Raw genomic sequence first — 21,191 nt, 5'->3', positions numbered from 1 at the left:
AATAGCCGCATCTTCGGATACATTCAGAGGTCTTACGATGGACTACAGCAGAATGGGCGGCGCCCGCATGGGCAGCAACAAGCCCCGCCACGCGGAACATAATGCCAAGGGCACCAAGAAGAACCCTTTTGGCAAGCAGGCGGATAAGACCGAACTGCTCAAGCGGATGAAGGCCGCGGCGGAAAAAACCAAGAAAGAGGACTGATCCTACTTCTGGTTCAGTTCTGCCAGGATTTCTTCCGTGTGCTGGCCGCGCCGGGGGATCTCCGGAGGCGTCCACTCCGGCTGCCCTGAGAACCGCGGGGCAGGGGCGGCTTGTAAGACGCCTTCTGCCTCTATCCAGGCACGGCGCGCATTCATTGGATGCGCCATTGCCTCCTCCGGGTTCAGCACCGGCGCCACGCAGGCATCTGATCCCCCGAACAGCGCCGCCCAATGATCGCGCGGCTGGCCGGCAAAGATCCCGGCAAGGCGGCCAGTGAGTGCAGGCCAAAGCGCCTTGTCGAACTGCCGCTGAAACTCCGGATCCTCTGACAGCCCAAGTTTCTCCAGAAACTGCGCATAAAACTTCGGCTCCAGGCATTGGACAGAGACATAGCCGCCACCGGCGCAGGCATAGGTACGGCTCCAATGCGGCCCGTCGAGCAGATTTGCTCCACGTGTGACGCCAAAGTTTCCAGCCTGCCGGATGCTCATCAGGAGGTTCATCATATGGGCCGATCCGTCATAGATCGCGGCATCCACCACGCAGCCCTCGCCGGTGGCCTTGGCCTTCAGAATGCCCGCCAGCATCCCCGCCACCAGATACATCGCCCCACCGCCGATGTCGCCGACCAGCGTGGCGGGTGTCAGCGGTGCGTCACGAGGGCTGGAGGCGTACCACAACGCACCCGACAGCGAGATGTAATTGAGGTCATGGCCCGCCGTATGGGCCAGCGGGCTGTCCTGGCCCCAGCCGGTCATGCGGCCATAGACCAGGCCTGGGTTCATCGCATGGCACTGCTCCGGCCCCAGGCCCAGCCTCTCCATCACGCCTGGGCGGAACCCCTCGATCAGTCCATGTGCGGTTTCGGCAAGTTTCAGGAAGGTTTCGGCGTCGCCTGACTCCTTCAGGTCCAGTGTGACCGACCGTTTGCCGCGGTCCAGCAAAGAGTGCTCCGGCATTCCAGGTGCACTGCCCGGTGCACGGGTGGTGTACGGCCGGTGCACGCAGATCACCTCTGCCCCGAGGTCCGCCAGCGTCATCGCTGCAAAGGGGCCGGGACCGAGCCCCTCAACTTCCAGGATGCGGATCCCCTGCAGCATTTGCCTTCTCCCTTTCGCTGTCCGGCAAGAACAGTCTGCGGCGGCTCAGCCCGTTCCGGCAAGCTGCTGCCGGAATTTCCGTGGCGGCATTCCGGTGCCTTTGGCAAAGACCCGGCTGAAATGGGCCGGATCGTTGAAACCCAGCTCATAGGCAATCTGGGCGGCTGTCAGGTTGGTGTAGATCAGCAGCCGCCGCGCCTCCCGCAGCATCCGGGCGCTGACCAGGGCAGAGGCCGGCTGCCCGGTGGCCTGATGGGTGATGCGATTGAGGTGTGTTGGTGAAACGGCCAGCTCAGCCGCATACTCCGTCAGCCGGCGGCGCAGGCGGAAATCGCGCTCCAACAGGGTCTCGAACCTTGCAAACAAGGGGCTTGCAGATGGCTGCGACGCGGCGTTCAGGTCTGCTGCAATGGCGCGCGCGGCTTCAGCAGTGAGCAAAAGCGCCAGCCCGCGCAGCATCTGCGCGCGGCCAAATGCCTTGGCTTGGTATTCGCGGAACAGCCTTTCAGCCAGTTCCCGCAAACCTTTGGGCAGCGGCAGGACGGCAGGTAACTCCAATGGCGCCCGCAGCCCCGCGCCTGATGCGAGGTCTTGGTCCAGCAAGTCGGAGGCCAGGGAGATCACCCAGCCGCCGGTGCCGCTGCCAAACCGGAACCCATGCACCACGCCGCGGGGCACGTTGATCAGGCAGGGCGGGGTAAGGTTATGTCCGTTTCCGTCAAGATCTGCCACCCCCTCCCCGCTGTTCAGCACCAGAAACTGATGCAGCCTTGCGTGCCGGTGGGGGCGCAGTTTCCAATCATGCAGCTCAGAACGGGCGCGAATTGTCTCCACGTGAAGCACATCGGGCAGTTCGGCGGTTTCGCCAAATAGGTTGTAGCTGTCGATGCGTGCTGATGCGGTCATGTGCGAAATAAACAAGAATTGGCGCGCTTAGTCCATTCGTAATAGGACGCGTGCGGCGCATAATCCGCTTCGCACGAATAATCCGAACGTTCAGGGGAACGCGCATGTCCACGCATCAGACGCAGGTTGTCATCATTGGCGGCGGGCCTTCTGGGCTGCTGCTGTCGCAGTTGTTGCACCGCAAGGGGATCAGCTCGATCGTGCTGGAAAAGCACACCCGCGCCCATGTACTGGGCCGGATCCGGGCAGGCGTTCTGGAGCATGGGTTCGTCAACCTTATGCGTGAGGCGGACTGCGATGAACGAATGGACCATGAGGGTGAGATTCATGAGGGCTTTCTTATCGCCCATCAAGGACAGCTGGAGCGCATCAACCTGGCAGACCGCACCGGCGGAGAGACTGTGATGGTCTACGGGCAGACCGAGGTGACCCGCGACCTGTATGAGGCGCGGGATGCAATGGGCGGGGTGGTCATTCATGAGGCGCAGAATGTGCAATTGCAGGCTCTGACCGAAGCGCGCCCCTGTGTGACCTGGGAACAGGGCGGAGAGGCTCAGCGGGCCGAGTGTGATTTCATTGTCGGCGCCGACGGTTTCCACGGGGTCAGCCGCAAGTCGATCCCGTCCGACGTTCTGAAGGAATACGAGAAGGTCTACCCTTTCGGCTGGCTGGGGGTTCTTTCAGAGACGCCGCCGGTAGCGGAAGAGCTGATCTATGCGCGGCATGAGCGCGGATTTGCCCTATGCTCGTTGCGCAGCCGGGTGCTGAGCCGCTATTACATCCAGGTGCCGCTGACTGACCTTGTGGAGGACTGGAGCGATGCGGCCTTCTGGGGAGAGCTGAAACGGCGGCTGCCGGCGGACGTGGCGTCGGGCCTGCAAACCGGCCCGTCGATCGAAAAGTCCATAGCGCCGCTGCGCAGCTTCGTGGCGGAACCGATGCGCTACGGAAATCTTTTCCTGGCAGGCGACGCTGCCCATATTGTGCCGCCCACCGGCGCCAAGGGGCTGAACCTGGCGGCGTCAGATATCCACTACCTCTATTATGGTTTCATGGATCACTACCTGAAGGGCGACAGTGCCGGGCTGGACGGTTACTCGGAAAAGGCGCTGGCGCGGGTCTGGAAAGCGGAGCGGTTCAGCTGGTGGATGACCAACCTGCTGCACCGGGCGCCGGAGGGATCGGAAACAGACCTTCGGCTGCAGCGGGCAGAACTGGATTACCTGTTCTCCTCGGAGGCCGCTCAGGTTTCACTGGCGGAGAATTACGTGGGGCTGCCTTACTGACTGTGCCGCAATCTCAGCCGCGTCTGATATCCGGAAAACGGGGTCTCCCGCGCCTTTGCAGTGCATCGCAGATGCCCTGCTAAGCCTTGGGTCCGGCGCCGCGCAGAAGCGCGGCGCGGCAGCGCGCCTGGCGCGCTGCCTGGCCCAACGCGGCTCAAGGCCGGGCATCAGCCGGCCGCCAGGGCCGGGACGGGAGCGCGCCAGGCAACTGTCAGTTTCCGCTGGCTGCCGCGCGAAGCCTCAACCAGATCCAGCAGCGCCGCGCCGAAATCTGCGAAGGAAATCTGAGAGTTGCCTGCCGCATCCGTGACCAGCGTATCGGTGCCGAAGCGGTAGCTGCCTGTTTGCGGCCCCGCTGCCAGCATCGCAGGAGGGCGCAGGCAGGTCCATTGCGCCTCTGTTTCAGCGTCCAGCAGTGCGTCCTGTTCCGCGCAGGCCTCGGCAATCGGGCGGACACCGCCAGGCAGGAAACCGGGTGCGCTCAGCACCGTATGGCCGCTTCCGTCTGCCAGTTTCAGCGTTGCCGCACCGCCGGTTATCAGCACCGGAAGGGCAGCCCGCCGTGCAGCAGCCAGTGCGGTGCGGGTCAGCGGTACCAAGTCCGCCTCATGGCCGGCGGGCGGGCGCAGGGCGCTGATCACCCAGTCATGCCCCTTGGCTGCCTCTGCCGCAGCGTCAGTGTCTTTCAGCAGATCCAATGCAAGCGGTGTGACATTCGGGCTGATGGCGGCCAGTGCCTGCGGTTGGCGCGCCACCGCGGTCACGTGGTGGCCGCGGGATACCGCGGCTTTCAATGCTGCGCTGCCTACGTCGCCGGTGGCACCAAAAAGTATGATCTTCATGACGTTCTCCAATTAATCTTGAGGTCGAGATATATAAGTTTAAATCTTGACGTCAAGATAAAGCCGCCGAGCTGAATGCCATGAGCTGCCGGGAATGCCGCTGCGGGCTTGGCAGAGCGGGGCGGGGCGGCTAGGTCTGAAAGGAACCGCAAGCGAGCGCCAGGGAGGCCAGCCCATGCAGATGAGTGACCAGAAAGAGATCGCCGCCGATCCGGCAACTGTCTATGCCGCGCTGCTGACGCCGGAGGTGCTGCAGGCCTGTGTGCCCGGTGCGCAGGAAGTGACCGGCACGCCGGAGGACGGGTTTGAGGCCACGGTTACCCAGAAGGTCGGGCCGGTCAAAGCCACCTTCAAAGGGCAGGTCTCGCTGTCGGATCTGATTGAAAACGAAAAGCTGACCATTTCCGGTGAGGGCAAGGGCGGTGCGGCTGGTTTTGCCAAGGGCGGTGCTGTCGTGACTTTGGTGCCGTCGGAGACCGGCACGCTGCTGTCCTATGATGTGGAGGCCAAGGTCGGCGGCAAGCTGGCGCAGCTGGGCAGCCGGATCATTGACGGCTTTGCCAAAAAGATGGCGGATCAGTTCTTTGCCAACCTGCAGGCGCATCTGGCGCCGGAGGAGGAAAGCCAGGATGGCGAGGTGCCGGAAACGGGTGAGGAAAAGAAAGGCTGGTTCAGCAAGGTCACCGGCCGCGGCTGACCCCTGCACTGGCGCACAGGCCATTCTGCGGACCGGCCCGCGGAGCAGGGCTGGCAGATGCGGCAAACCGCCGCTAGGGTGGCCGGGATTTGAGATTATCCCGGAGGCACCATGGCGGCGATCCTGACTATCCGCGATCTGCGCAAAACATATGATGGCGGCTTTCAGGCGCTGAAGGGCGTCTCGCTTGATATTGAAGAGGGGGAAATTCTTGCCCTGCTTGGCCCCAATGGCGCGGGCAAGACCACCCTGATTTCAACCATTTGCGGCATAACCACAGCAACCTCCGGAAGTGTCAGCGTTGGCGGGTTCGACAACGTCGGCCAATTCCGGCAGGCGCGGGCGCTGATCGGACTGGTGCCGCAGGAGATCACGCTTGAACCCTTCACCAAGGTTCTGGACACGGTCACCTTCTCGCGCGGCCTGTTCGGCAAGCCTGCCAAGCCTGCGCTGGTGGAGGACATATTGCGCAAGCTGTCGCTGTGGGACAAGCGGGACAGCCGGATCATGGACCTGTCGGGCGGCATGAAGCGGCGGGTGCTGATCGCCAAGGCGCTGGCCCATGAGCCGCGCATCCTGTTCCTGGATGAGCCGACCGCGGGCGTCGATGTCGAACTGCGCAAGGACATGTGGGAAATCGTCCGGGAGCTGAAGGCGGACGGCGTCACCATCATCCTGACCACCCACTACATCGAAGAGGCCGAGGCAATTGCCGACAGGGTCGGGGTCATCACCGGCGGTGAGTTGCTGCTGGTCGAGGAGAAAGAACAGCTGATGGCCCGTATGGGGCAGAAGCAGCTGGAGGTGCAACTGACCGCACCGGTCGAGGCAATTCCTGAGGCGCTGTCGCAGCACAACCTGCAAATCGTCCATGGCGGCGGAGCTCTCCTCTACACCTATGATGCACGTGCGGAGCGAACCGGGATTACCACCTTGCTGAACGATGTCGCCCAGGCGGGACTGGTGCTCGCGGACGTGCAGACCCGGGAGTCCAGCTTGGAAGATATCTTTGTCGGTCTGGTCTCCGGCGGGCAGGCAGTAAAAGACGCAACCGCAGGAGATGCAGCATGAACTGGACCGCAGTTGCCACGATCTACAAGGCGGAAATGGCGCGGTTCTGGCGCACCTTTCTGCAAAGCTTCATTTCGCCGGTCCTGTCCACCTCGCTCTATTTCGTGGTGTTCGGCAGTGCAATTGGCAGCCGCATCCAGGAGGTCGACGGGGTCGAATACGGCGCCTTTATCGTGCCGGGGCTGGTGATGCTGTCGGTGATCACCCAGAGTATTTCCAACGCGTCCTTCGGGATCTACTTCCCGAAGTTCATTGGCAATATCTATGAGATCCTCTCGGCGCCGATCAACTTTCTGGAGGTCGTAGCGGGCTTTGTCGGTGCGGCAGCGACGAAATCCCTGTTCATTGGCACGGTTATCCTTTGCACGGCTTCGTTGTTTGTCGATCTCACAGTCCAGCATCCGCTGGCGATGGTGGCGTTTCTGGTGCTGACCTGTCTCAGCTTCTCCTTGATGGGCTTCATCATCGGCATCTGGGCCGGGAATTTCGAGCAGCTGCAGCTGGTGCCGCTCTTGGTGGTGACGCCGCTGGTGTTCCTGGGCGGATCCTTCTATTCGATCTCCATGCTGCCCCCGGTCTGGCAGACGATTACCCTGTTTAACCCGGTGGTCTATCTGGTGTCGGGTTTCCGCTGGGCATTCTTTGGTCAGGCTGATGTGCCAGTGCTGCTCAGCCTGTGCGCAATTGGCGGCTTCACACTGGCTTGCGTTGGCGTCATCTGGTGGATCTTCAAAACAGGCTGGCGCATCCGGGCCTGATCCGTGCCAGGCGTTCTTTCAAGGCGGCCGCCGAAAGCGGCTGTCCTGAATTGCAAGAAGGCTGGGGAGCTATTTTGCTGGCACAAAACGGCGTTGCATTTATGCCCGCGGCTGTGCGGTTTTTGCATTTCAAGGAAATTCCCAAGTCCGCGCACCTTGTTTCACCCCGGACGGCCCTCTACATCGGCGCCATGAGATTTCGCCTGCCTTTCCTGAAGAGACAGCCGCTGGTGGCAGTGGTGCGCCTGAATGGTGCCATCGGTATGCCCGGGCGCGGCTCCCTGAGTGACGCCGCGTTGGCGCCGGTGCTGGAGCGTGCCTTCCGCAAGGGTAAACCCGCCGCTGTTGCGCTGGAGATCAACTCGCCTGGCGGTTCGCCGGTGCAAAGTTCGCTGATCGGCGCCCGCATCCGGCGGCTGTCGGAAGAACTGGATGTGCCGGTTTATGCTTTTGTCGAGGATGTGGCTGCTTCGGGCGGGTACTGGCTGGCTGCGGCTGCGGAGGAAATCTGGGCCGACGCCAGCTCGGTGCTGGGCTCGGTCGGGGTGATCTCGGCCGGTTTTGGTGCGCATGTGCTGCTGGCGCGCCAGGGGGTGGAGCGGCGCGTCTATACCGCCGGTGAGAGCAAATCCATGCTGGATCCGTTCAGCCCCGAAAACCCGGAGGATGTGAAGCGCCTTAAGGTGATCCTGAACGACATCCACGCCAACTTCATCGACCATGTCACCGAACGCCGCGGCTCCAAGCTCAATAGTGAAGAAAACCTGTTCACCGGGGAGATCTGGCTCGCACGCCGGGCCGAGCAACTGGGGCTGATCGACGGCATCGGACATCTGAAACCAAAGATGCAGGAACGTTACGGCGAGAAGGTCCGCTTCCGCCGCTATGGTCTCAAGAAACCGCTGCTGAGCCGCTTTGGCATGCAGATCGCGCAGGATGCGCTGACAGGGATCGAGGAGCGGGCCGAATACGCGCGTTTCGGCCTCTGACGTGCTGTTCAAGATCGTTGCAATCTTTCTGGTGGTGATGGCTGTGCTGGCGATGTTCGGCAAGCTGCGGTTTCCCGGCCAGAAGCAAATCAATTCCAGGCGCTGCCCGTCCTGCGGCCGCTTCAAGATCGGCAAGGGGCCGTGCGCCTGTAAAAAGGGGGATCGTGGCAAATGATGCCATGGCTGTATTCGGCGCTTGGTCTGGTCATCCTGCTGCTGGCGGGGGACGCGCTGGTGCGCGGTGCGGTGAACCTCAGCCTGCGGCTGGGGGTGCCAGCGCTGATCGTCAGCCTGACCATTGTTGCCTTTGGCACCTCAGCGCCGGAATTGCTGATCGCGATCAGCGCCGTGCATGAGGGCGCTGATGGTATTGCGATGGGCAATGTCGTTGGTTCCAACACAGCCAATATCCTGCTGGTTCTGGGAATACCGGCCCTCATGCGGGCCTTGCACACCAGTGAATGCAGCACCCGCAGGAACTATATCTTCATGCTGTGTGCCTCGGTTCTGTTCATCGGCCTTGCTTTCTGCGGCACGTTCACCCTCTGGTCCGGACTGATCCTTCTGACGGCGTTGGCCGGCGTTTTGGGCGTGGCCTTCAGGGACGCCCGCAACCACCGGCGCAACGGCAATGACTGTGCTGCGGATGCGGATCTGGAAGACATTGAGGAAGCCGACCCGGACATGCCGTACTGGCGAGTCGGTTTGTACCTGCTGCTTGGCTTAATCGGCCTGCCGCTGGGTGCCGATCTGCTGGTGGACAATGCGACAATCATTGCACGCCTTTATGGTGTCAGCGAGCCCGTTATCGGTCTGACGCTTGTTGCAATTGGAACTTCGCTGCCGGAACTGGCCACCACTGTGATGGCAGCGCTGCGGCGTCAGGCAGACGTGGCGCTGGGCAATGTGATCGGCTCCAACATGTTCAACTTGCTGGCCATCATCGGAATTGCCACTTTCATCGGCCCGATCAGCGTGGATCCGGAGTTCCTGCAGTTCGACTTGTGGGTGATGCTGGCGGCCTCATTGCTGCTGATCCCCTTTGTCTTTTTCAAGCAAGACATCACCCGCGTCTGGGGTGTGATTCTGACGGCGCTCTATCTGGCCTATCTCTTCATCCTGTTCTAACTCTGTTTTCAAGGCAGCAGCAGGGAGGCGCAGATGCGGGCATTGGTGACCGGAGCAGGCAGGCGGCTGGGGCGCTCCATGGCATTGGAGCTTGCAGCCCAAGGGTACGATGTTGCCGTCCACTATGCGTCTTCGGCTGCTGAAGCTGAGGCTACGGCGGAACAGATCCGCGGCATGGGCCGTCAGGCAGCAGTTGTGCAGGCGGACCTTCTGCAGGAGGCCCAAACCCAGGAACTGCTTTCGCGCGCTGCTGAGAGCCTCGGCGGCACCATAAATTGCTTGGTCAACAATGCGTCTGTGTTTGAGCATGACACGCTTGCCACAGCCACGCGCGGCAGCTGGGACCGGCATCTGGACAGCAATCTGCGAGCGCCGTTCGTATTGTTGCAGGCAATGGCGGCGCAAGAGGTTCCCATAGAGATTGATGCCGGCGGCGAGCCGCGGGCCTGGGGGCTGGCGGTCAACATGATCGACCAGCGGGTGCGGAAACTGACACCTGACTTCATGAGCTACACGCTGGCCAAATCAGCGCTATGGACATTGACGCAGACGGCGGCGCAGGCGCTGGCTCCGCGGATCCGCGTTAACGCCATCGGTCCCGGCCCAACCCTGCAGGGACCGCGGCAGAGCGCAGAGCAATTTGCCCGCCAGCGTAAGGCAACAATTCTGCAGCGCGGCGCGGATGCTGGCGATGTCACGGCGGCTCTCAGCTATTTGCTGCAGGCAAAGGCCGTGACAGGCCAGATGATCTGCGTGGACGGCGGCCAGCACCTGGGCTGGCAGACACCCGACAGCGACGGCCTTGAGTGACGCATACAAGGACAAATCCGGCCCTTTCGCTGCAAGTTTTGCACCGTCTCGCGTACCGTCACGTAAGCGTTACAAAAGTGCCTTTCTTTTCAAAACCTTGACAGGTTGCGTGAAAAGTTTCGCCTTAAATCAGCACTTTAACAGTGTGCCTAAAATTTAGGCATCTGTCCAAAACCGCTCTGAAATAAGAGAAAAGGCGGGATAGCCCAAAGATATCTCCGTAGTTATCCACAGCTTCCGTGGATTTTCCCGCTCTTGATCCTGACAGGCAAACATTGCAGCCACGCGCAGGGAATCATATGTCTGGGCGCATGACTGACCAGCCTTCCGAAACAGCCCCGGATTCGCCTGTCCGAACCGGTTATGCGGTGATCCAGGATTATGTGAAAACTCTGGACGCATCACCCGGTGTTTACCGGATGCTGGATGCAGACAGCCGGGTTCTGTACGTTGGCAAGGCACGCAACCTCAAGGCGCGGGTATCGAATTACACGCGCCCGGGAAACAGCCCGCGGATCGAGCGGATGATCGCGCTCACCGCTTCGATGATGTTCCTGACCACGCGGACCGAGACTGAGGCGCTGCTCTTGGAGCAGAACCTGATCAAGCAGCTGAAGCCCAAGTACAACGTGCTCTTGCGCGATGACAAAAGCTTCCCGAATATTCTGGTTGCCAAAGATCATGCCTTTCCCCAGATCAAGAAGCACCGCGGCGCCCGCAAGCAGAAGGGCAGCTATTTCGGACCGTTCGCCAGCGCCGGTGCGGTGAACCGGACCCTGAACCAGCTGCAAAAGGCATTCCTGCTGCGCAACTGCTCGGATTCCATGTTCGAAACGCGAACGCGGCCCTGCCTGCAGCATCAGATCAAACGCTGCACCGCGCCCTGCACTGGGCTGATCAGCGAGGAGGACTACGCGTCCAGCGTGCGTGACGCCGAACGCTTCCTGTCGGGCCGCTCCACCAAGATCCAGGAGGAGCTGGCGGAGCAAATGATGGCCGCGTCTGAGGCGATGGAGTTTGAACGCGCCGCCGCCTTGCGCGACCGGATCAAGGCGCTGACCCAGGTGCAATCCTCACAAGGCATCAACCCGCGCGGGGTGGCAGAGGCGGATGTGATCGGTCTGCACATGGATGGCGGCCAGGCCTGCGTGCAGGTTTTCTTCATCCGCGCCAACCAGAACTGGGGCAACCAGGATTTCTACCCCCGGGTCGATGCTGACAACAGCCCGGCGGAAATCATGGAAGCCTTTCTGGGCCAGTTCTACAGCAACAAGGAGCCGCCGCGTCAGCTGATCCTTTCCGATGGCATCGAAAATGCCGACCTGATGGAAACGGCGCTGAGCGAAAAAGCCGAGCGTAAGGTTGAACTGCTGGTTCCCCAGCGCGGCGAGAAGACAGAATTGGTGGCTTTTGCCGTGCGCAACGCTCGCGAAAGCCTGGCCCGCCGCATGGCCGAAAGCGCCACCCAGGCGAAGCTCCTGCGCGGGCTGGCCGATGCCTTCGGGCTGGACGGCCCGCCGCAGCGGATCGAAGTCTACGACAACTCGCACATCCAAGGCACCAATGCGGTGGGCGGCATGATCGTGATGGGGCCGGAAGGCTTCATGAAGAACGCCTACCGCAAGTTCAACATCAGGGGCGACGACCTAGTCCCCGGCGATGACTTCGGCATGATGAAGGAAGTGCTGAACCGCCGTTTTTCCCGCCTGCTGAAGGAGGATCCGGACCGGGAAAAAGGTCTGTGGCCGGATCTGCTGCTGATCGACGGCGGCGCGGGCCAGGTTTCAGCGGTGGCAGAGATCATGGAGGCCCACGGGGTGCAGGACATCCCGATGGTTGGCGTTGCCAAGGGCGTGGACCGCGACCACGGCAAGGAAGAATTCTACCGCCCGGGCGAGAGCGTATTTGCGCTGCAGCGCAATGATCCGGTGCTTTATTTCATCCAGCGGATGAGGGATGAGGCGCACCGGTTTGCGATTGGCACCCACCGTGCCAAACGCGCCAAGGCCGTCAGTGCGACGCCATTGGATGAGGTGCCGGGCGTCGGAGCCTCGCGAAAGAGGGCGCTGCTGGCGCATTTCGGCAGTGCGAAGGCCGTCAGCCGCGCCAATCTGGCCGACCTCAAGGCCGTGGATGGAATATCCGAAGCGCTCGCCGAACGGATTTATGACCACTTCCACACGCAGGGCTAGGCCGCTGGATTTGGGCTGAGGGTGCATTCGTGCTAAATCCCAATGGCAGCCCTTAACTGCCCGGAGGAATTATGCCTGTCTCCCTGACCGTGAAAAACGTCGTCTATGACACCTACTCGGTGTCCGGAAAAACGCTGCCGGACATCGCTAAAAGCATCGAGAAAAGCGGGCCCAAAGACCCGAACGACAACAAGAAAGTGGCCTTTCTGACCACAACGGAATTGGAATGCCTGACCGCCAAGGGAAAATATGCTGCCGACGGCAAACCCAAGATCGACAAGAAAACCGGCTGGTTTGAGGTCACGGCCAAGGTTTCAACGCTGAAACTGATTCTGCACACGACGGTCAAATGCCCGAAACGCTCTGTCAGCGGGCTGTCGCCGCGGGCGCTGATCGAATGGTACCGCTTTTATGCGTGCTGCCTGGCGCATGAGGCGCAGCACTTGGATAAGGCCAAGAAGGAATGCGACAAGATCGCCAAGGAACTCAACAAGCTGAAAGGCAAGGGGCTTGCGGACACGGAAGCAGATGCCCTGAAGATGGCGAAGGAAGACCTTATGCGGGAAATCAACAACCACATCTTTGTCGACCGGGACCGGCTGAACGAAGTGCACCGGAAGTTTGACCACTCAAGCCACCACGGCGAAAAGAAGGGGGCGTTGCTGGATACTTCCGTAGGATGAGGCGAACACGTCCCGCGTGCACACGGACCTGATTGCCGCCGGCTGCCGCTGTTTCGTGGTACAAGCCATCGCCGAATTTTGATCAACGCCGCTTTCCACTTTCGAAACAGCCGGATAATGTGCGCGGCATGAAGTGGACTCTGCCTAATATCCTCACCTTGCTGCGGCTGGTCGCAGCACCCGGCTTGGCCGTGATGTTCCTGTATTTCACCCGGCCGTACGCGGACTGGTTTGCCTTGCTGCTGTTTGTGACGGCTGCGGTCACTGACTGGTTTGACGGCTATTTGGCGCGGGCCTGGAAGCAGGAAACCAAGATGGGCGCGATGCTGGACCCGATTGCCGACAAGGCGATGGTGGTGATCGCGCTGATGATCCTGGTGGGTTATTCCGCTGAGCACTGGACTCCCTGGCTGGTGCTTCCGGCTACGGTGATTCTGTTCCGCGAGGTGTTTGTATCGGGTTTGCGCGAATATCTCGGAGACACGGCAGGAACGCTGAAAGTCACCAAGCTCGCCAAATGGAAAACCACGGCCCAGATGATCGCAATTGCTACGTTGTTCTCGCAGGGCATCTTTGAGCACTATCTGGTGATGTCCTCGTTTGGCATGGACCAGGCGCTGATCGAACAGATCATGACGGGGCAGGTTTCCGACGAAATGGGCCTGCGCTGGAAGTTCGATGGTATGGTCTGGACCGGCCGTGCCGGTCTTTGGCTCCTATGGGTCGCGGCGGCGCTGACTGCCATCACCGGGATCGACTATTTGCGCAAGGCGATGCCGCATCTGAAGGAGGCGCACTGATGGACGTCCTGTATTTTGCTTGGGTGCGGGAGCGCATCGGCGTGCCGCGCGAGCGGGTGGAAACGGCTGCCGCCACGGTGTCGGATCTGGTCGAGGAGCTGCGCGGGCGTGAAGACCGCTACGCCGCTGCCTTTGCCGATCTGTCGGCGCTGCGGGTGGCGCTGGACCAGGAGCTGTCTGAATTCGACTCCCCCCTGGATGGGGTGCGCGAGGTTGCCTTTTTCCCGCCGATGACCGGGGGCTAAGGCAATGCGGATCTCGGTTCAGGAAGACCCGTTTGAGCTGGGGGCAGAAAGCGATGCTTTTGCGGCCGGGATTGAAAACGCTGGCGCGGTGGTGACTTTCACAGGCGTGGTGCGGGATGCAGATGCGGGCGGTCTCCAGGCGATGGAGATTGAGCATTACCCGGGCATGACGGAAAAGGCGCTGACCGCCATTGCGGAGGAAGCCATGAGCCGCTGGTCTCTGGCCGATGCACTGGTGATCCACCGCCATGGCCGCCTGGCCCCGGGTGAGCGCATCATGATGGTTGCGACCGCCGCGCGCCACCGCAAGGATGCCTTTGAGGCAGCTGAGTACCTGATGGATTACCTGAAATCCCGCGCGCCGTTCTGGAAGAAAGAAATCCTCGCAGGCGGGAGCGCGGATTGGGTAGCGGCCAAGGAGGCCGACGAGGACGCGCTTAAGCGCTGGTGAGGCCAGGCGACGTCAAGTCCCCCAAGCATTCAATCATTTTGGATGATGTCCGCCCGGCCCAAGGCTGTTGGAAGGGCGCGGACACATCCAGCGCGTTTTGCAGGCGCGGGAGTGTCCCGCTGCAACAAGCTGCTCAGTGCGGGATCTGGCTGCGCAGTTCCTCAGCCTCGCGGCGGGCTTCGCGCAGGCCTTCCATTGCTGCCCGCAGTTCCGCCTCGGTCTGGGTCAGCTGGTTGGTCAGTTCCGCCTCACGCTGCTGCAGGTAAGTGATCGCCTGGTCGCGCGTCTCTTCGGCCTCATGCAACTCCTGGCTCATCCGGTCCAGATCGGCCACATCGCTCTGGCGAACCCGGGTGAACCGGTGCACCAGCCAGTTGGCAAACCAGCCCATGGCAAAGGCCGCAAACAGGATGATCGCGGTGGTGATGATGAACTCTGTCCTGTTCATTCCTCTGGTGTCTCCTGTGCGCCGTCTGCGCTTTCGGCGGTCTCGCCGCTATCGTCGTCATTTGTTTCCGCCTGCTCCACCGGGCGGACCAGCTTGAACTCGATGCGGCGGTTGGCCTCACGGCCTTCTTCGGTGCCGTTGTCGGCGATCGGTTCGCTTTCGCCATAGCCCTTGGCGGCGAAGGTAGAGGTCACCACCCGGCGCGCCCGCAGCTCGTTCAGCACCGATTGCGCCCTGGCCTGGCTCAGGTTCTGGTTCATAACCTCGCGGCCTTGGCTGTCGGTATGGCCCTGGATTTCCAGCCGCACGGGTCCGCAGCGGCTCAGCACCGCTGCGATCCGGTCCATGGTGCCTGCGCTTTCGGTGGCAATGGTGGCGGAACCGGGTTCAAAGGCGATTTTGGCTTCGGCTTGGGCGCCGGCCAGCTGCGCCTCGCAAAGCTCCGGCGGGATCGGCTGGTCCTTGGGTGCGGGCGGTTCCTCGTAGGTGATGTCGAGCCCGTAGGTCTCAGCCTCGCCGAGCTTGGCGGACAGGAAGCGCGCGATCTCGGAGAGCGCATCCTTGCGGTAGCTCATCCCGCGCAGTTCCAGGTTTTCCGGTGTAACCGTCACTGATCCGCGCTGCAAATAAGAGAGTGCCTCCAGCCCTGCCAGTACGCGCACTGGCCAATCGGCGGGCAGATCGGCGACAATCCGGGTGGCGGTGTGCACATTCCCGGAGCCAAAGCGCGCCTTGGCATAGCTGTCGGCCACCGTGCGCAGTGCTGCGTCGCTCAGCCGTCCGCGAAGCTGCACCTGGCCTTCGGGGCTGAGGGTAGCTGTAAATTCTGGCGGTCCGGCGGTGGTGCTGGCTTCGGGAACCGGCAGAACGGCGTGCAGGGCAAAAACCCGGGGCAAGGCGTTTTCCAACTCGCCAACCACATGGTCGAAAGTGCCGCTGGCGGTGCCTTCCGCGGCAACCAGCGTGATGTCGGCATTGGCAATGGTCACGGAACCGCCGCCCAGTTCGGCAAGGCTGGCGATGCTTAGCTCTGCCGCACGGGCCCAGTTGGGCGAGGGTACACCCATGCCGATCACGCAATCAGCGTCTCCTTCCAGCCCCGCCTTGCGGGCGGCATCAATTATGCGATTTCGGCTCTCCTCGGTTTCGGCAGAGCAGGCGTCGAACTGAGCACCATCCTGACCTAGCAGGAACCGCAGAGTGAAGGGGGTGATCACCGGGCGCGGAGCAGCAATGTCCATCGCCAGCCGCAGCCCGGGCGGTGCCAGCCTGCCAAGCTGCTCCTCCAATTGATGCTTGGCCTCTTCACTGCCGGAAATTGCGGTGATGGAGACCTCGCCCGCTTCAACCGAAATCTTGGCGCGCGGCAGCAGCTTCAGCGCCTCGACGGCGAAATCCAGGGCGCGCTGCCAGCCATCGGGCTTGGCATATTTGGCGGTTTCCAAAAGGTCCGCCACATTGCCTTCGCCAGCGAGCGCGTTCAGCTTCTTGACCATTGCCGCGCGGCCGGAGCCTGCTGGTATCAGCCCGATGATGGAGATGCCGCTGTCGTTTCGCAGGATTTCGGCGGAAAACCGCGGCGGCGCCAGCCCCTTGGCTGGAGGAACCTCCATCCCGTCGATGATCCGCGCCGCATCTACCACGCCGCCGATCAGGGAAATCACCGAAAACCGGGTTGCCTCGTCAGGGGCTGTGCCTTCCAGCAGCACTTGAAGCCCGTCCGCCGTTACCTCGGCCCAGGTGAAGCCCGCGCGGTCCAGCGCCTGCCGCACCCCGGTTTCGGTGCTGCGTTCCACCGCGGTGACGGAAAAACCGGCGGCCACAAGGCTCAGCCCTGCAGCGGCGGTAAAGGCCAGGCCTGGGATCAGCAGAGAGGACAAGCGCATACGGCGGCAGTTTCCCTTGGTCAGTTAGTGGCTCTTACCGCGCGCGGCGCTGGGGTTCAATCATGCGAACATGGCCAAGGCGAAGAAGATCAGCGGGATCAGGCCGGTATCGCGGTTCAGCCGGAACAATTGCAGAAGCCGGGCATTGTTGTCCGCGTCAAAGGCGCGCAGCTGCCAGGTCATGTGCCAGCCCATTGCCCAAGGGGCTGCGAGTGCCAGCACCAGCGCCAGAACCGAAGCGCTTTCCAGCATCGCACCAATGACCGCCATCGCCATCAGGCAGACAAAACCCACGATGAAACGGCGCAGCCACATCGGGGTTTCCGTGCCGAACAGCCGGGCAGTGGACTTCACCCCGATCAGCGCGTCGTCCTCGGTGTCCTGATGGGCATAGATGGTGTCATAGAACAGCGTCCAGGCGATGCCGGCCAGATACAGCAGAACCGGCGGCCAGCCCATAGAGCCGGTGTGCGCAACCCAGGCCAGCATGGCCCCCCAGTTGAAGGCAAGGCCCAGAAACACCTGCGGCCACCAGGTAAAGCGCTTGGCAAAGGGGTAGACCGCCACTGGCAAGAGCGACAGGATGCCCATGGCGACAGCGGCCTGGTTGAACGTCAAGAGGATCATCAGGCCCAAAAAGCACTGCAGCCCCATCCAAGCCAGAGCGCCCTTTACGGTGACTTGGCCGGAGGGGATAGGGCGGGAGCGGGTGCGTTCAACCTGGCCGTCGAAGTTGCGGTCGGTGATGTCGTTCCAGGTGCAGCCGGCCCCGCGCATCAGCCAGGCGCCAGCGGCGCAGCCGACGGCAATCCACAGGTCGCTCCAGCGCGGGCTTTGATCTGCTAGGATTGCCAAGGCAAGCCCCCACCAGCAGGGGATAAGCAGCAGCCAGGTGCCGATGGGCCGGTCGGCGCGGCTGAGGCGCAGATAGGGGCGTGTCCATTCCGGGGCGTAGGTGTCGACCCAGTTTCCCGTGACCGCATCCGCGACCTGACCCTCTGGTGCTGGTGTCTCGCCTTGCATATGTAGGACCCCATGAGTGCAAAAATCAGACTGTATGTAGAGCACCCTTTGGGCGCAGGGCAATCACTTCCCTTGGATCGTGATCAGGCGCATTACCTGTTCGGAGTGATGCGTCTGACGGCGGGCGCCCATGTGGCGCTGTTTAACGGCCAGGACGGCGAGTGGCTGGCCGAGGTGGCAGAGGCCGGAAAGCGTGGCGGCACGCTGGTTTGCCAGGAACAGACCAAACCGTTGCAGCTGCCGCCGGACCTGTGGCTGATGTTTGCGCCGATCAAGAAAGCGCGCACAGATTTTATTGTTGAGAAAGCAGCGGAAATGGGTGCCGCGCGTATCCTGCCGGTTCAAACGGAGTTTACCAATTCCGAACGTATCCGCCAGGACCGGCTGCAGGCCCATGCGGTCGAGGCCGCGGAGCAATGCGGCGGCACTTATGTGCCGGAGGTGGCGGACCTGCAGAAGCTCTCCCGCCTGCTGGACCATTGGCCCGCCGAGCGTCAGTTGATGTTCTGCGACGAGGCGGAGGTGGGCAATGCGCTGCAATTGGCCGCCGAGAAGCAGAAAGACGCTCCCTGGGCCATTCTGATCGGCCCCGAGGGCGGGTTTTCCGAGGCAGAACGCAAGCGGCTGCACGCGCTGCCGCAATCCCATGTTGTCAGCCTTGGCCCCCGAATCCTGCGCGCCGATACCGCCGCCGTCGCAGCGATGACCCTGTGGCAGCAGGCGTTGGGGGACTGGCAAGGGAAAGCTGGGTGACATTGGTCACAGACTGGAAACCATTTCCGGTTAACCTTTAATTGTGCTGCGGCGTCCGCGGCCATTGTATCCGCCGTCCTGGCTGAACAAATAAGGATGGCAAGGCAGGCTGCACCGTTTGCTAAACGTTTTAAAGAGGCGAAACAAATGAGTTTCATCCGCCCTGAAGCCCGCGAAACACTGTGGCAATGGCGCGAGGTTCTGGCCGCAGCGCTGATGTTCCTGCTGGGGCTGAAATGGGCGTATTCCGCGGCCGGCTTTACCGCAATCACCGGCTGGGCGCTGGTTGCAACCGGTCTGATCGCCGCTGTCATCGGCGTTCAGCGAATGCGGTTCCGGCGCGGCAGTGGCGGCCCTGGCGTGGTGCAGGTCGACGAGGGGCAGATCGCCTATTTCGGCCCGCTCAATGGCGGTGCAGTGGCAGCCTCGGAGCTGGAGCGGCTGGCGCTGGACCACACGTCCAAGCCGCCGCACTGGCTGCTGGAGCAGCCGGGCCAGCCGCCGCTGGCAATTCCGGTCAACGCCGAAGGCTACGAGGCGCTGTTTGATGTCTTTGCCGCCCTCCCGGGCCTCAAGACGGAACGGATGCTCACCGAGCTGCGCCGCCGGGGCCCTCACCAGGTCGTGATCTGGGAGCGTGCTGCCAGCCGTCCGGAACATCAGCGCCTGCATTGACACCGGCGGCGATTCCGCCCACGACTGACCGTTCAAGACAGATCTAACAGGACGGAGTGCCAGGCATGTCCATTCCCCAGTCCGGCGGCGGGCCGATCGAACGCCACGAGCAGCTTGCCCAGTACCTTGCCGATGGCTGCAAGCCTAAGGAAGACTGGCGCATCGGCACCGAGCATGAGAAGTTTGGCTTCTGCAAGGATACGCTGAAGCCTCTGCCCTATGCCGGTGAGCGATCCATCCTGGCGGTTCTCGAAGGCCTGCGCGATGGCCACGGTTGGGCTCCGCTTACCGAAGGCGATAACCTCATCGGCCTGACCAAGGACGGTGCCAACATAAGCCTGGAGCCGGGCGGCCAGCTGGAATTGTCAGGTGCGCCGCTGGAAACCATCCACGAGACTTGCGACGAGGTGAACGCGCACTTGCGCGACGTCAAGGACATCGCCGATAAGATCGGCGTGGGTTTCATCGGATTGGGCGCTGCCCCTGTGTGGCACCATGAAGACATGCCTCTGATGCCCAAGGGACGCTACAAGCTGATGGACGGCTACATGCAGGAAGTCGGCACCATGGGCACCACCATGATGCGCCGCACCTGCACCGTGCAGGTGAATCTCGACTTCTCGTCCGAGGCCGACATGGTGCAGAAACTGCGCGTGGCGCTGGCGCTGCAACCGGTCGCAACGGCGCTGTTTGCCAATTCGCCGTTCCTGGACGGCCAGCCCAACGGCCACAAATCCTGGCGCGCCCGGGTTTGGCGCGATTTGGACGCTGACCGCACCGGCATGCTGCCCTTTGTATTCGAGGAAGGTTTCGGATTTGAAGCCTGGGTGCAGTATGCGCTCGATGTGCCGATGTATTTCGTTTACCGCAATGGCGAGTACATCAATGCGCTGGGCATGTCCTTCCGTGACTTCCTGAAGGGCGAACTGCCTGCGCTGCCGGGCGAAACCCCGACGCTCAGCGACTGGGCCGACCACCTTACCACCATCTTCCCCGAGGCACGTATCAAGAAATTCATCGAAATGCGTGGCGCCGACGGCGGTCCCTGGCGCCGCCTCTGCGCGCTGCCTGCCTTCTGGGTCGGCCTGACCTATGACCAAATTGCGCTGGATGCAGCTTGGGACCTGGTTAAGGGCTGGGACGCGGAAACCCGCGACGCCCTGCGCGTTGCCGCCTCTGAACAGGGCCTGCAGGCCAAGGTGAATGGCATCAGCATGCATGAATTGGCCCGCGAGGCAGTGGCAATTTCTGAAAGCGGCCTGAAGGCGCGTGCGCGCCCCGGTGCTGGCGGTCTGGTGCCGGATGAAACTCACTTCCTGAACGCACTGAAAGACAGTCTGGAAACCGGCAAAGTGCCCGCGGATGAGCTGCTGGAGCGCTACAGTGGCGCCTGGGAGGGCGACCTCAGCCGGATCTACGGCGAATTCGCTTACTGATAACAGGAATAAAACAGGCCGCGCTTCGGGCGCGGCCTTTCTCATTGAAAGAAGCCGGCGGCAGGATATCCTGCCGCCGGCTGTTTTTGTGAGTGGTGGCTTCAGGCGTTACTGGGCCTGCAGCTCCTCCGGGGTCTTTTCAGCAATATCGGTCCAGTTGACGCTGGCCTTCTCGATGAAGCCCGGGATGTCGCCCTCCCAGCGTTCCTGAATGTCCTGCGACAGGTTCAGGTACAGGGTGTTGTCGACGATTTTCCAGTGGTTCGGATCACCGTCGAACTTGAAGCCCATCGCGGTGCCAAAGGCGCAGTAGCCGCCGTAGGCCGGAACATAGGCTTCGGGATTCTTCTCAAAGGCCGCTTTGTGCTCTTCCGAGGCAAAACGGTAAGTTGCGTCATTGTAAATGGAAGTGATTTTGTAGCTGCCCTTGGTGGGGGCACCGTCCGTGAAATATGCGACCGGGTCATAGCCCTGCATGGCCAGGCCAGTGGAGGACGCGTTGATCTCAACGCCCGCCGCCAGTGCCGAGGTTGCCATTGCAACCGACAGAGCCACACCGCTGATCAGTGCTTTTACTTTGTTCATGGTCCCGTCCTTTCAAATCCCGGCCGTGGCGTTCCCAAATGCTTGCCCGGCCGGCGTTTCACCATGTGTGCCGCGGTATGCTGCGGGTCACGGAACCGATGTGGAGAGCCGGGCGATCACATTCAAAACAACTCAATTTGACTGTGCGCAGGTTGGCTGCCGCCTGTGCAGTGGTGCGCAGAACGGATGACATGCCGCCCGGACGCAGGCAGACTGGGCACA

23 protein-coding genes and 1 pseudogene are annotated in these 21,191 nt (G+C 61.9%); 17 read left to right on the top strand and 7 right to left on the bottom strand.

Features of this window, described 5'->3' with window-relative positions; all coding sequences use genetic code 11:
• Positions 1 to 37: 37 nt before the first annotated feature.
• On the top strand, positions 38 to 205 hold the full coding sequence (locus N6L27_RS10860; RefSeq protein ID WP_039181590.1) for a hypothetical protein: 168 nt from the start codon (positions 38 to 40) through the stop codon (positions 203 to 205).
• 2 nt (positions 206 to 207) lie between these two features.
• Here the strand turns inward: N6L27_RS10860 and N6L27_RS10855 are convergent, their stop codons facing one another.
• Together N6L27_RS10855 and N6L27_RS10850 are read right to left on the bottom strand one after the other, a co-directional pair.
• Entirely contained in the window at positions 208 to 1,305 is a 1,098-nt protein-coding gene (locus tag N6L27_RS10855) for a CaiB/BaiF CoA transferase family protein (RefSeq protein ID WP_271907266.1), read from the bottom strand.
• Between the two features lie 45 nt (positions 1,306 to 1,350).
• Positions 1,351 to 2,211, bottom strand: coding sequence for a helix-turn-helix domain-containing protein (locus N6L27_RS10850; protein WP_271907265.1), 861 nt, complete (start codon positions 2,209 to 2,211; stop codon positions 1,351 to 1,353).
• Positions 2,212 to 2,315: 104 nt separating this feature from the next.
• Here N6L27_RS10850 and pobA point away from each other — a divergent pair, with 104 nt between their 5' ends.
• Positions 2,316 to 3,497: a 4-hydroxybenzoate 3-monooxygenase gene (gene pobA / locus N6L27_RS10845; protein WP_271907264.1), complete on the top strand. Its 1,182-nt coding sequence runs from the start codon at positions 2,316 to 2,318 to the stop codon at positions 3,495 to 3,497.
• Positions 3,498 to 3,664: 167 nt separating this feature from the next.
• Here the strand turns inward: pobA and N6L27_RS10840 are convergent, their stop codons facing one another.
• Positions 3,665 to 4,339 carry an NAD(P)-dependent oxidoreductase gene (locus N6L27_RS10840; protein WP_271907263.1) on the bottom strand — a complete coding sequence of 225 codons (675 nt, stop codon included), beginning with the start codon at positions 4,337 to 4,339 and terminating at the stop codon, positions 3,665 to 3,667.
• A gap of 175 nt (positions 4,340 to 4,514) precedes the next feature.
• Here N6L27_RS10840 and N6L27_RS10835 point away from each other — a divergent pair, with 175 nt between their 5' ends.
• From N6L27_RS10835 to N6L27_RS10780, 12 genes and pseudogenes are all read left to right on the top strand, one after another.
• Positions 4,515 to 5,036, top strand: coding sequence for a CoxG family protein (locus N6L27_RS10835; RefSeq protein WP_271907262.1), 522 nt, complete (start codon positions 4,515 to 4,517; stop codon positions 5,034 to 5,036).
• A gap of 111 nt (positions 5,037 to 5,147) precedes the next feature.
• On the top strand, positions 5,148 to 6,107 hold the full coding sequence (locus tag N6L27_RS10830; RefSeq protein WP_271907261.1) for an ABC transporter ATP-binding protein: 960 nt from the start codon (positions 5,148 to 5,150) through the stop codon (positions 6,105 to 6,107).
• Positions 6,104 to 6,865 (top strand): ABC transporter permease, encoded by a 762-nt coding sequence (locus N6L27_RS10825; RefSeq protein WP_271907260.1) that lies wholly within the window; start codon positions 6,104 to 6,106, stop codon positions 6,863 to 6,865. Before N6L27_RS10830 ends, N6L27_RS10825 begins: the two co-directional genes overlap by 4 nt.
• 191 nt (positions 6,866 to 7,056) lie before the next feature.
• Positions 7,057 to 7,854 carry a S49 family peptidase gene (locus N6L27_RS10820; protein ID WP_271907259.1) on the top strand — a complete coding sequence of 266 codons (798 nt, stop codon included), beginning with the start codon at positions 7,057 to 7,059 and terminating at the stop codon, positions 7,852 to 7,854.
• A gap of 31 nt (positions 7,855 to 7,885) precedes the next feature.
• Complete coding sequence (locus N6L27_RS10815; RefSeq protein WP_271907488.1) at positions 7,886 to 8,029, top strand: hypothetical protein; 144 nt, start codon at positions 7,886 to 7,888, stop codon at positions 8,027 to 8,029.
• Positions 8,026 to 8,982, top strand: coding sequence for a calcium/sodium antiporter (locus N6L27_RS10810; RefSeq protein ID WP_271907258.1), 957 nt, complete (start codon positions 8,026 to 8,028; stop codon positions 8,980 to 8,982). Before N6L27_RS10815 ends, N6L27_RS10810 begins: the two co-directional genes overlap by 4 nt.
• Before the next feature lie 30 nt (positions 8,983 to 9,012).
• A pseudogene (locus tag N6L27_RS10805) lies at positions 9,013 to 9,792 on the top strand (SDR family oxidoreductase); the annotation flags it as partial.
• 299 nt (positions 9,793 to 10,091) lie between these two features.
• The gene (uvrC, locus tag N6L27_RS10800) at positions 10,092 to 11,984 is read left to right on the top strand and encodes an excinuclease ABC subunit UvrC (protein ID WP_442915757.1); all 1,893 of its coding nucleotides are present in this window, start codon (positions 10,092 to 10,094) and stop codon (positions 11,982 to 11,984) included.
• A gap of 71 nt (positions 11,985 to 12,055) precedes the next feature.
• Positions 12,056 to 12,667, top strand: coding sequence for a DUF922 domain-containing protein (locus N6L27_RS10795; RefSeq protein ID WP_271907256.1), 612 nt, complete (start codon positions 12,056 to 12,058; stop codon positions 12,665 to 12,667).
• Positions 12,668 to 12,795: 128 nt separating this feature from the next.
• Positions 12,796 to 13,467, top strand: coding sequence for a CDP-diacylglycerol--glycerol-3-phosphate 3-phosphatidyltransferase (gene pgsA / locus N6L27_RS10790; protein ID WP_039181620.1), 672 nt, complete (start codon positions 12,796 to 12,798; stop codon positions 13,465 to 13,467).
• Positions 13,467 to 13,712: a molybdopterin converting factor subunit 1 gene (gene moaD / locus N6L27_RS10785; RefSeq protein WP_271907255.1), complete on the top strand. Its 246-nt coding sequence runs from the start codon at positions 13,467 to 13,469 to the stop codon at positions 13,710 to 13,712. The genes pgsA and moaD overlap by 1 nt, the downstream gene beginning before the upstream one ends.
• 4 nt (positions 13,713 to 13,716) lie before the next feature.
• On the top strand, positions 13,717 to 14,163 hold the full coding sequence (locus N6L27_RS10780) for a molybdenum cofactor biosynthesis protein MoaE (RefSeq protein WP_271907254.1): 447 nt from the start codon (positions 13,717 to 13,719) through the stop codon (positions 14,161 to 14,163).
• A gap of 133 nt (positions 14,164 to 14,296) precedes the next feature.
• Here the strand turns inward: N6L27_RS10780 and N6L27_RS10775 are convergent, their stop codons facing one another.
• Genes N6L27_RS10775 through ubiA form a run of 3 tightly spaced genes read right to left on the bottom strand, consistent with a single transcriptional unit; the run spans position 14,297 to position 17,520 of the window.
• Positions 14,297 to 14,611 carry a hypothetical protein gene (locus tag N6L27_RS10775; RefSeq protein ID WP_039131391.1) on the bottom strand — a complete coding sequence of 105 codons (315 nt, stop codon included), beginning with the start codon at positions 14,609 to 14,611 and terminating at the stop codon, positions 14,297 to 14,299.
• Entirely contained in the window at positions 14,608 to 16,497 is a 1,890-nt protein-coding gene (locus N6L27_RS10770) for an OmpA family protein (RefSeq protein WP_271907253.1), read from the bottom strand. Before N6L27_RS10770 ends, N6L27_RS10775 begins: the two co-directional genes overlap by 4 nt.
• Positions 16,498 to 16,557: 60 nt before the next feature.
• Positions 16,558 to 17,520, bottom strand: a complete 963-nt coding sequence (gene ubiA, locus N6L27_RS10765; protein WP_271907252.1) for a 4-hydroxybenzoate octaprenyltransferase — start codon at positions 17,518 to 17,520, stop codon at positions 16,558 to 16,560.
• A gap of 12 nt (positions 17,521 to 17,532) precedes the next feature.
• On the opposite strand from ubiA, the gene N6L27_RS10760 reads away from it, so the two are divergent.
• The 3 genes from N6L27_RS10760 (at position 17,533) to N6L27_RS10750 (ending at position 20,384) form a co-directional block, all read left to right on the top strand.
• Positions 17,533 to 18,273, top strand: coding sequence for a 16S rRNA (uracil(1498)-N(3))-methyltransferase (locus tag N6L27_RS10760; RefSeq protein ID WP_271907251.1), 741 nt, complete (start codon positions 17,533 to 17,535; stop codon positions 18,271 to 18,273).
• Positions 18,274 to 18,420: 147 nt separating this feature from the next.
• On the top strand, positions 18,421 to 18,948 hold the full coding sequence (locus N6L27_RS10755; protein WP_271907250.1) for a hypothetical protein: 528 nt from the start codon (positions 18,421 to 18,423) through the stop codon (positions 18,946 to 18,948).
• Positions 18,949 to 19,013: 65 nt separating this feature from the next.
• Positions 19,014 to 20,384: a glutamate--cysteine ligase gene (locus N6L27_RS10750; RefSeq protein WP_271907249.1), complete on the top strand. Its 1,371-nt coding sequence runs from the start codon at positions 19,014 to 19,016 to the stop codon at positions 20,382 to 20,384.
• Positions 20,385 to 20,492: 108 nt separating this feature from the next.
• On the opposite strand, the gene N6L27_RS10745 is transcribed toward N6L27_RS10750, so the two are convergent.
• Entirely contained in the window at positions 20,493 to 20,969 is a 477-nt protein-coding gene (locus tag N6L27_RS10745) for a YHS domain-containing (seleno)protein (RefSeq protein WP_039149391.1), read from the bottom strand.
• Positions 20,970 to 21,191: the final 222 nt, after the last annotated feature.

This window comes from Leisingera sp. SS27 (genome assembly GCF_028368855.1).
GTDB lineage: Bacteria > Pseudomonadota > Alphaproteobacteria > Rhodobacterales > Rhodobacteraceae > Leisingera.
Note: the sequence above shows the minus strand (reverse complement) of the source record. Positions and strands in the feature narration are given on the sequence as shown.

Excerpts from the sequence above, each read along its gene's own strand:
- pobA (WP_271907264.1), top strand. The coding sequence starts at position 2,316 with ATGTCCACGCATCAGACGCAGGTTGTCATCATTGGCGGCGGGCCTTCT.
- N6L27_RS10820 (WP_271907259.1), top strand. The coding sequence starts at position 7,057 with ATGAGATTTCGCCTGCCTTTCCTGAAGAGACAGCCGCTGGTGGCAGTG.
- N6L27_RS10835 (WP_271907262.1), top strand. The coding sequence starts at position 4,515 with ATGCAGATGAGTGACCAGAAAGAGATCGCCGCCGATCCGGCAACTGTC.
- N6L27_RS10745 (WP_039149391.1), bottom strand. The coding sequence starts at position 20,969 with ATGAACAAAGTAAAAGCACTGATCAGCGGTGTGGCTCTGTCGGTTGCA.
- N6L27_RS10795 (WP_271907256.1), top strand. The coding sequence starts at position 12,056 with ATGCCTGTCTCCCTGACCGTGAAAAACGTCGTCTATGACACCTACTCG.
- N6L27_RS10810 (WP_271907258.1), top strand. The coding sequence starts at position 8,026 with ATGATGCCATGGCTGTATTCGGCGCTTGGTCTGGTCATCCTGCTGCTG.
- N6L27_RS10855 (WP_271907266.1), bottom strand. The coding sequence starts at position 1,305 with ATGCTGCAGGGGATCCGCATCCTGGAAGTTGAGGGGCTCGGTCCCGGC.
- N6L27_RS10755 (WP_271907250.1), top strand. The coding sequence starts at position 18,421 with ATGAGTTTCATCCGCCCTGAAGCCCGCGAAACACTGTGGCAATGGCGC.
- N6L27_RS10770 (WP_271907253.1), bottom strand. The coding sequence starts at position 16,497 with ATGCGCTTGTCCTCTCTGCTGATCCCAGGCCTGGCCTTTACCGCCGCT.
- N6L27_RS10780 (WP_271907254.1), top strand. The coding sequence starts at position 13,717 with ATGCGGATCTCGGTTCAGGAAGACCCGTTTGAGCTGGGGGCAGAAAGC.
- moaD (WP_271907255.1), top strand. The coding sequence starts at position 13,467 with ATGGACGTCCTGTATTTTGCTTGGGTGCGGGAGCGCATCGGCGTGCCG.
- ubiA (WP_271907252.1), bottom strand. The coding sequence starts at position 17,520 with ATGCAAGGCGAGACACCAGCACCAGAGGGTCAGGTCGCGGATGCGGTC.
- pgsA (WP_039181620.1), top strand. The coding sequence starts at position 12,796 with ATGAAGTGGACTCTGCCTAATATCCTCACCTTGCTGCGGCTGGTCGCA.
- N6L27_RS10830 (WP_271907261.1), top strand. The coding sequence starts at position 5,148 with ATGGCGGCGATCCTGACTATCCGCGATCTGCGCAAAACATATGATGGC.
- N6L27_RS10860 (WP_039181590.1), top strand. The coding sequence starts at position 38 with ATGGACTACAGCAGAATGGGCGGCGCCCGCATGGGCAGCAACAAGCCC.
- uvrC (WP_442915757.1), top strand. The coding sequence starts at position 10,092 with ATGTCTGGGCGCATGACTGACCAGCCTTCCGAAACAGCCCCGGATTCG.
- N6L27_RS10760 (WP_271907251.1), top strand. The coding sequence starts at position 17,533 with ATGAGTGCAAAAATCAGACTGTATGTAGAGCACCCTTTGGGCGCAGGG.
- N6L27_RS10850 (WP_271907265.1), bottom strand. The coding sequence starts at position 2,211 with ATGACCGCATCAGCACGCATCGACAGCTACAACCTATTTGGCGAAACC.
- N6L27_RS10775 (WP_039131391.1), bottom strand. The coding sequence starts at position 14,611 with ATGAACAGGACAGAGTTCATCATCACCACCGCGATCATCCTGTTTGCG.
- N6L27_RS10825 (WP_271907260.1), top strand. The coding sequence starts at position 6,104 with ATGAACTGGACCGCAGTTGCCACGATCTACAAGGCGGAAATGGCGCGG.
- N6L27_RS10750 (WP_271907249.1), top strand. The coding sequence starts at position 19,014 with ATGTCCATTCCCCAGTCCGGCGGCGGGCCGATCGAACGCCACGAGCAG.
- N6L27_RS10840 (WP_271907263.1), bottom strand. The coding sequence starts at position 4,339 with ATGAAGATCATACTTTTTGGTGCCACCGGCGACGTAGGCAGCGCAGCA.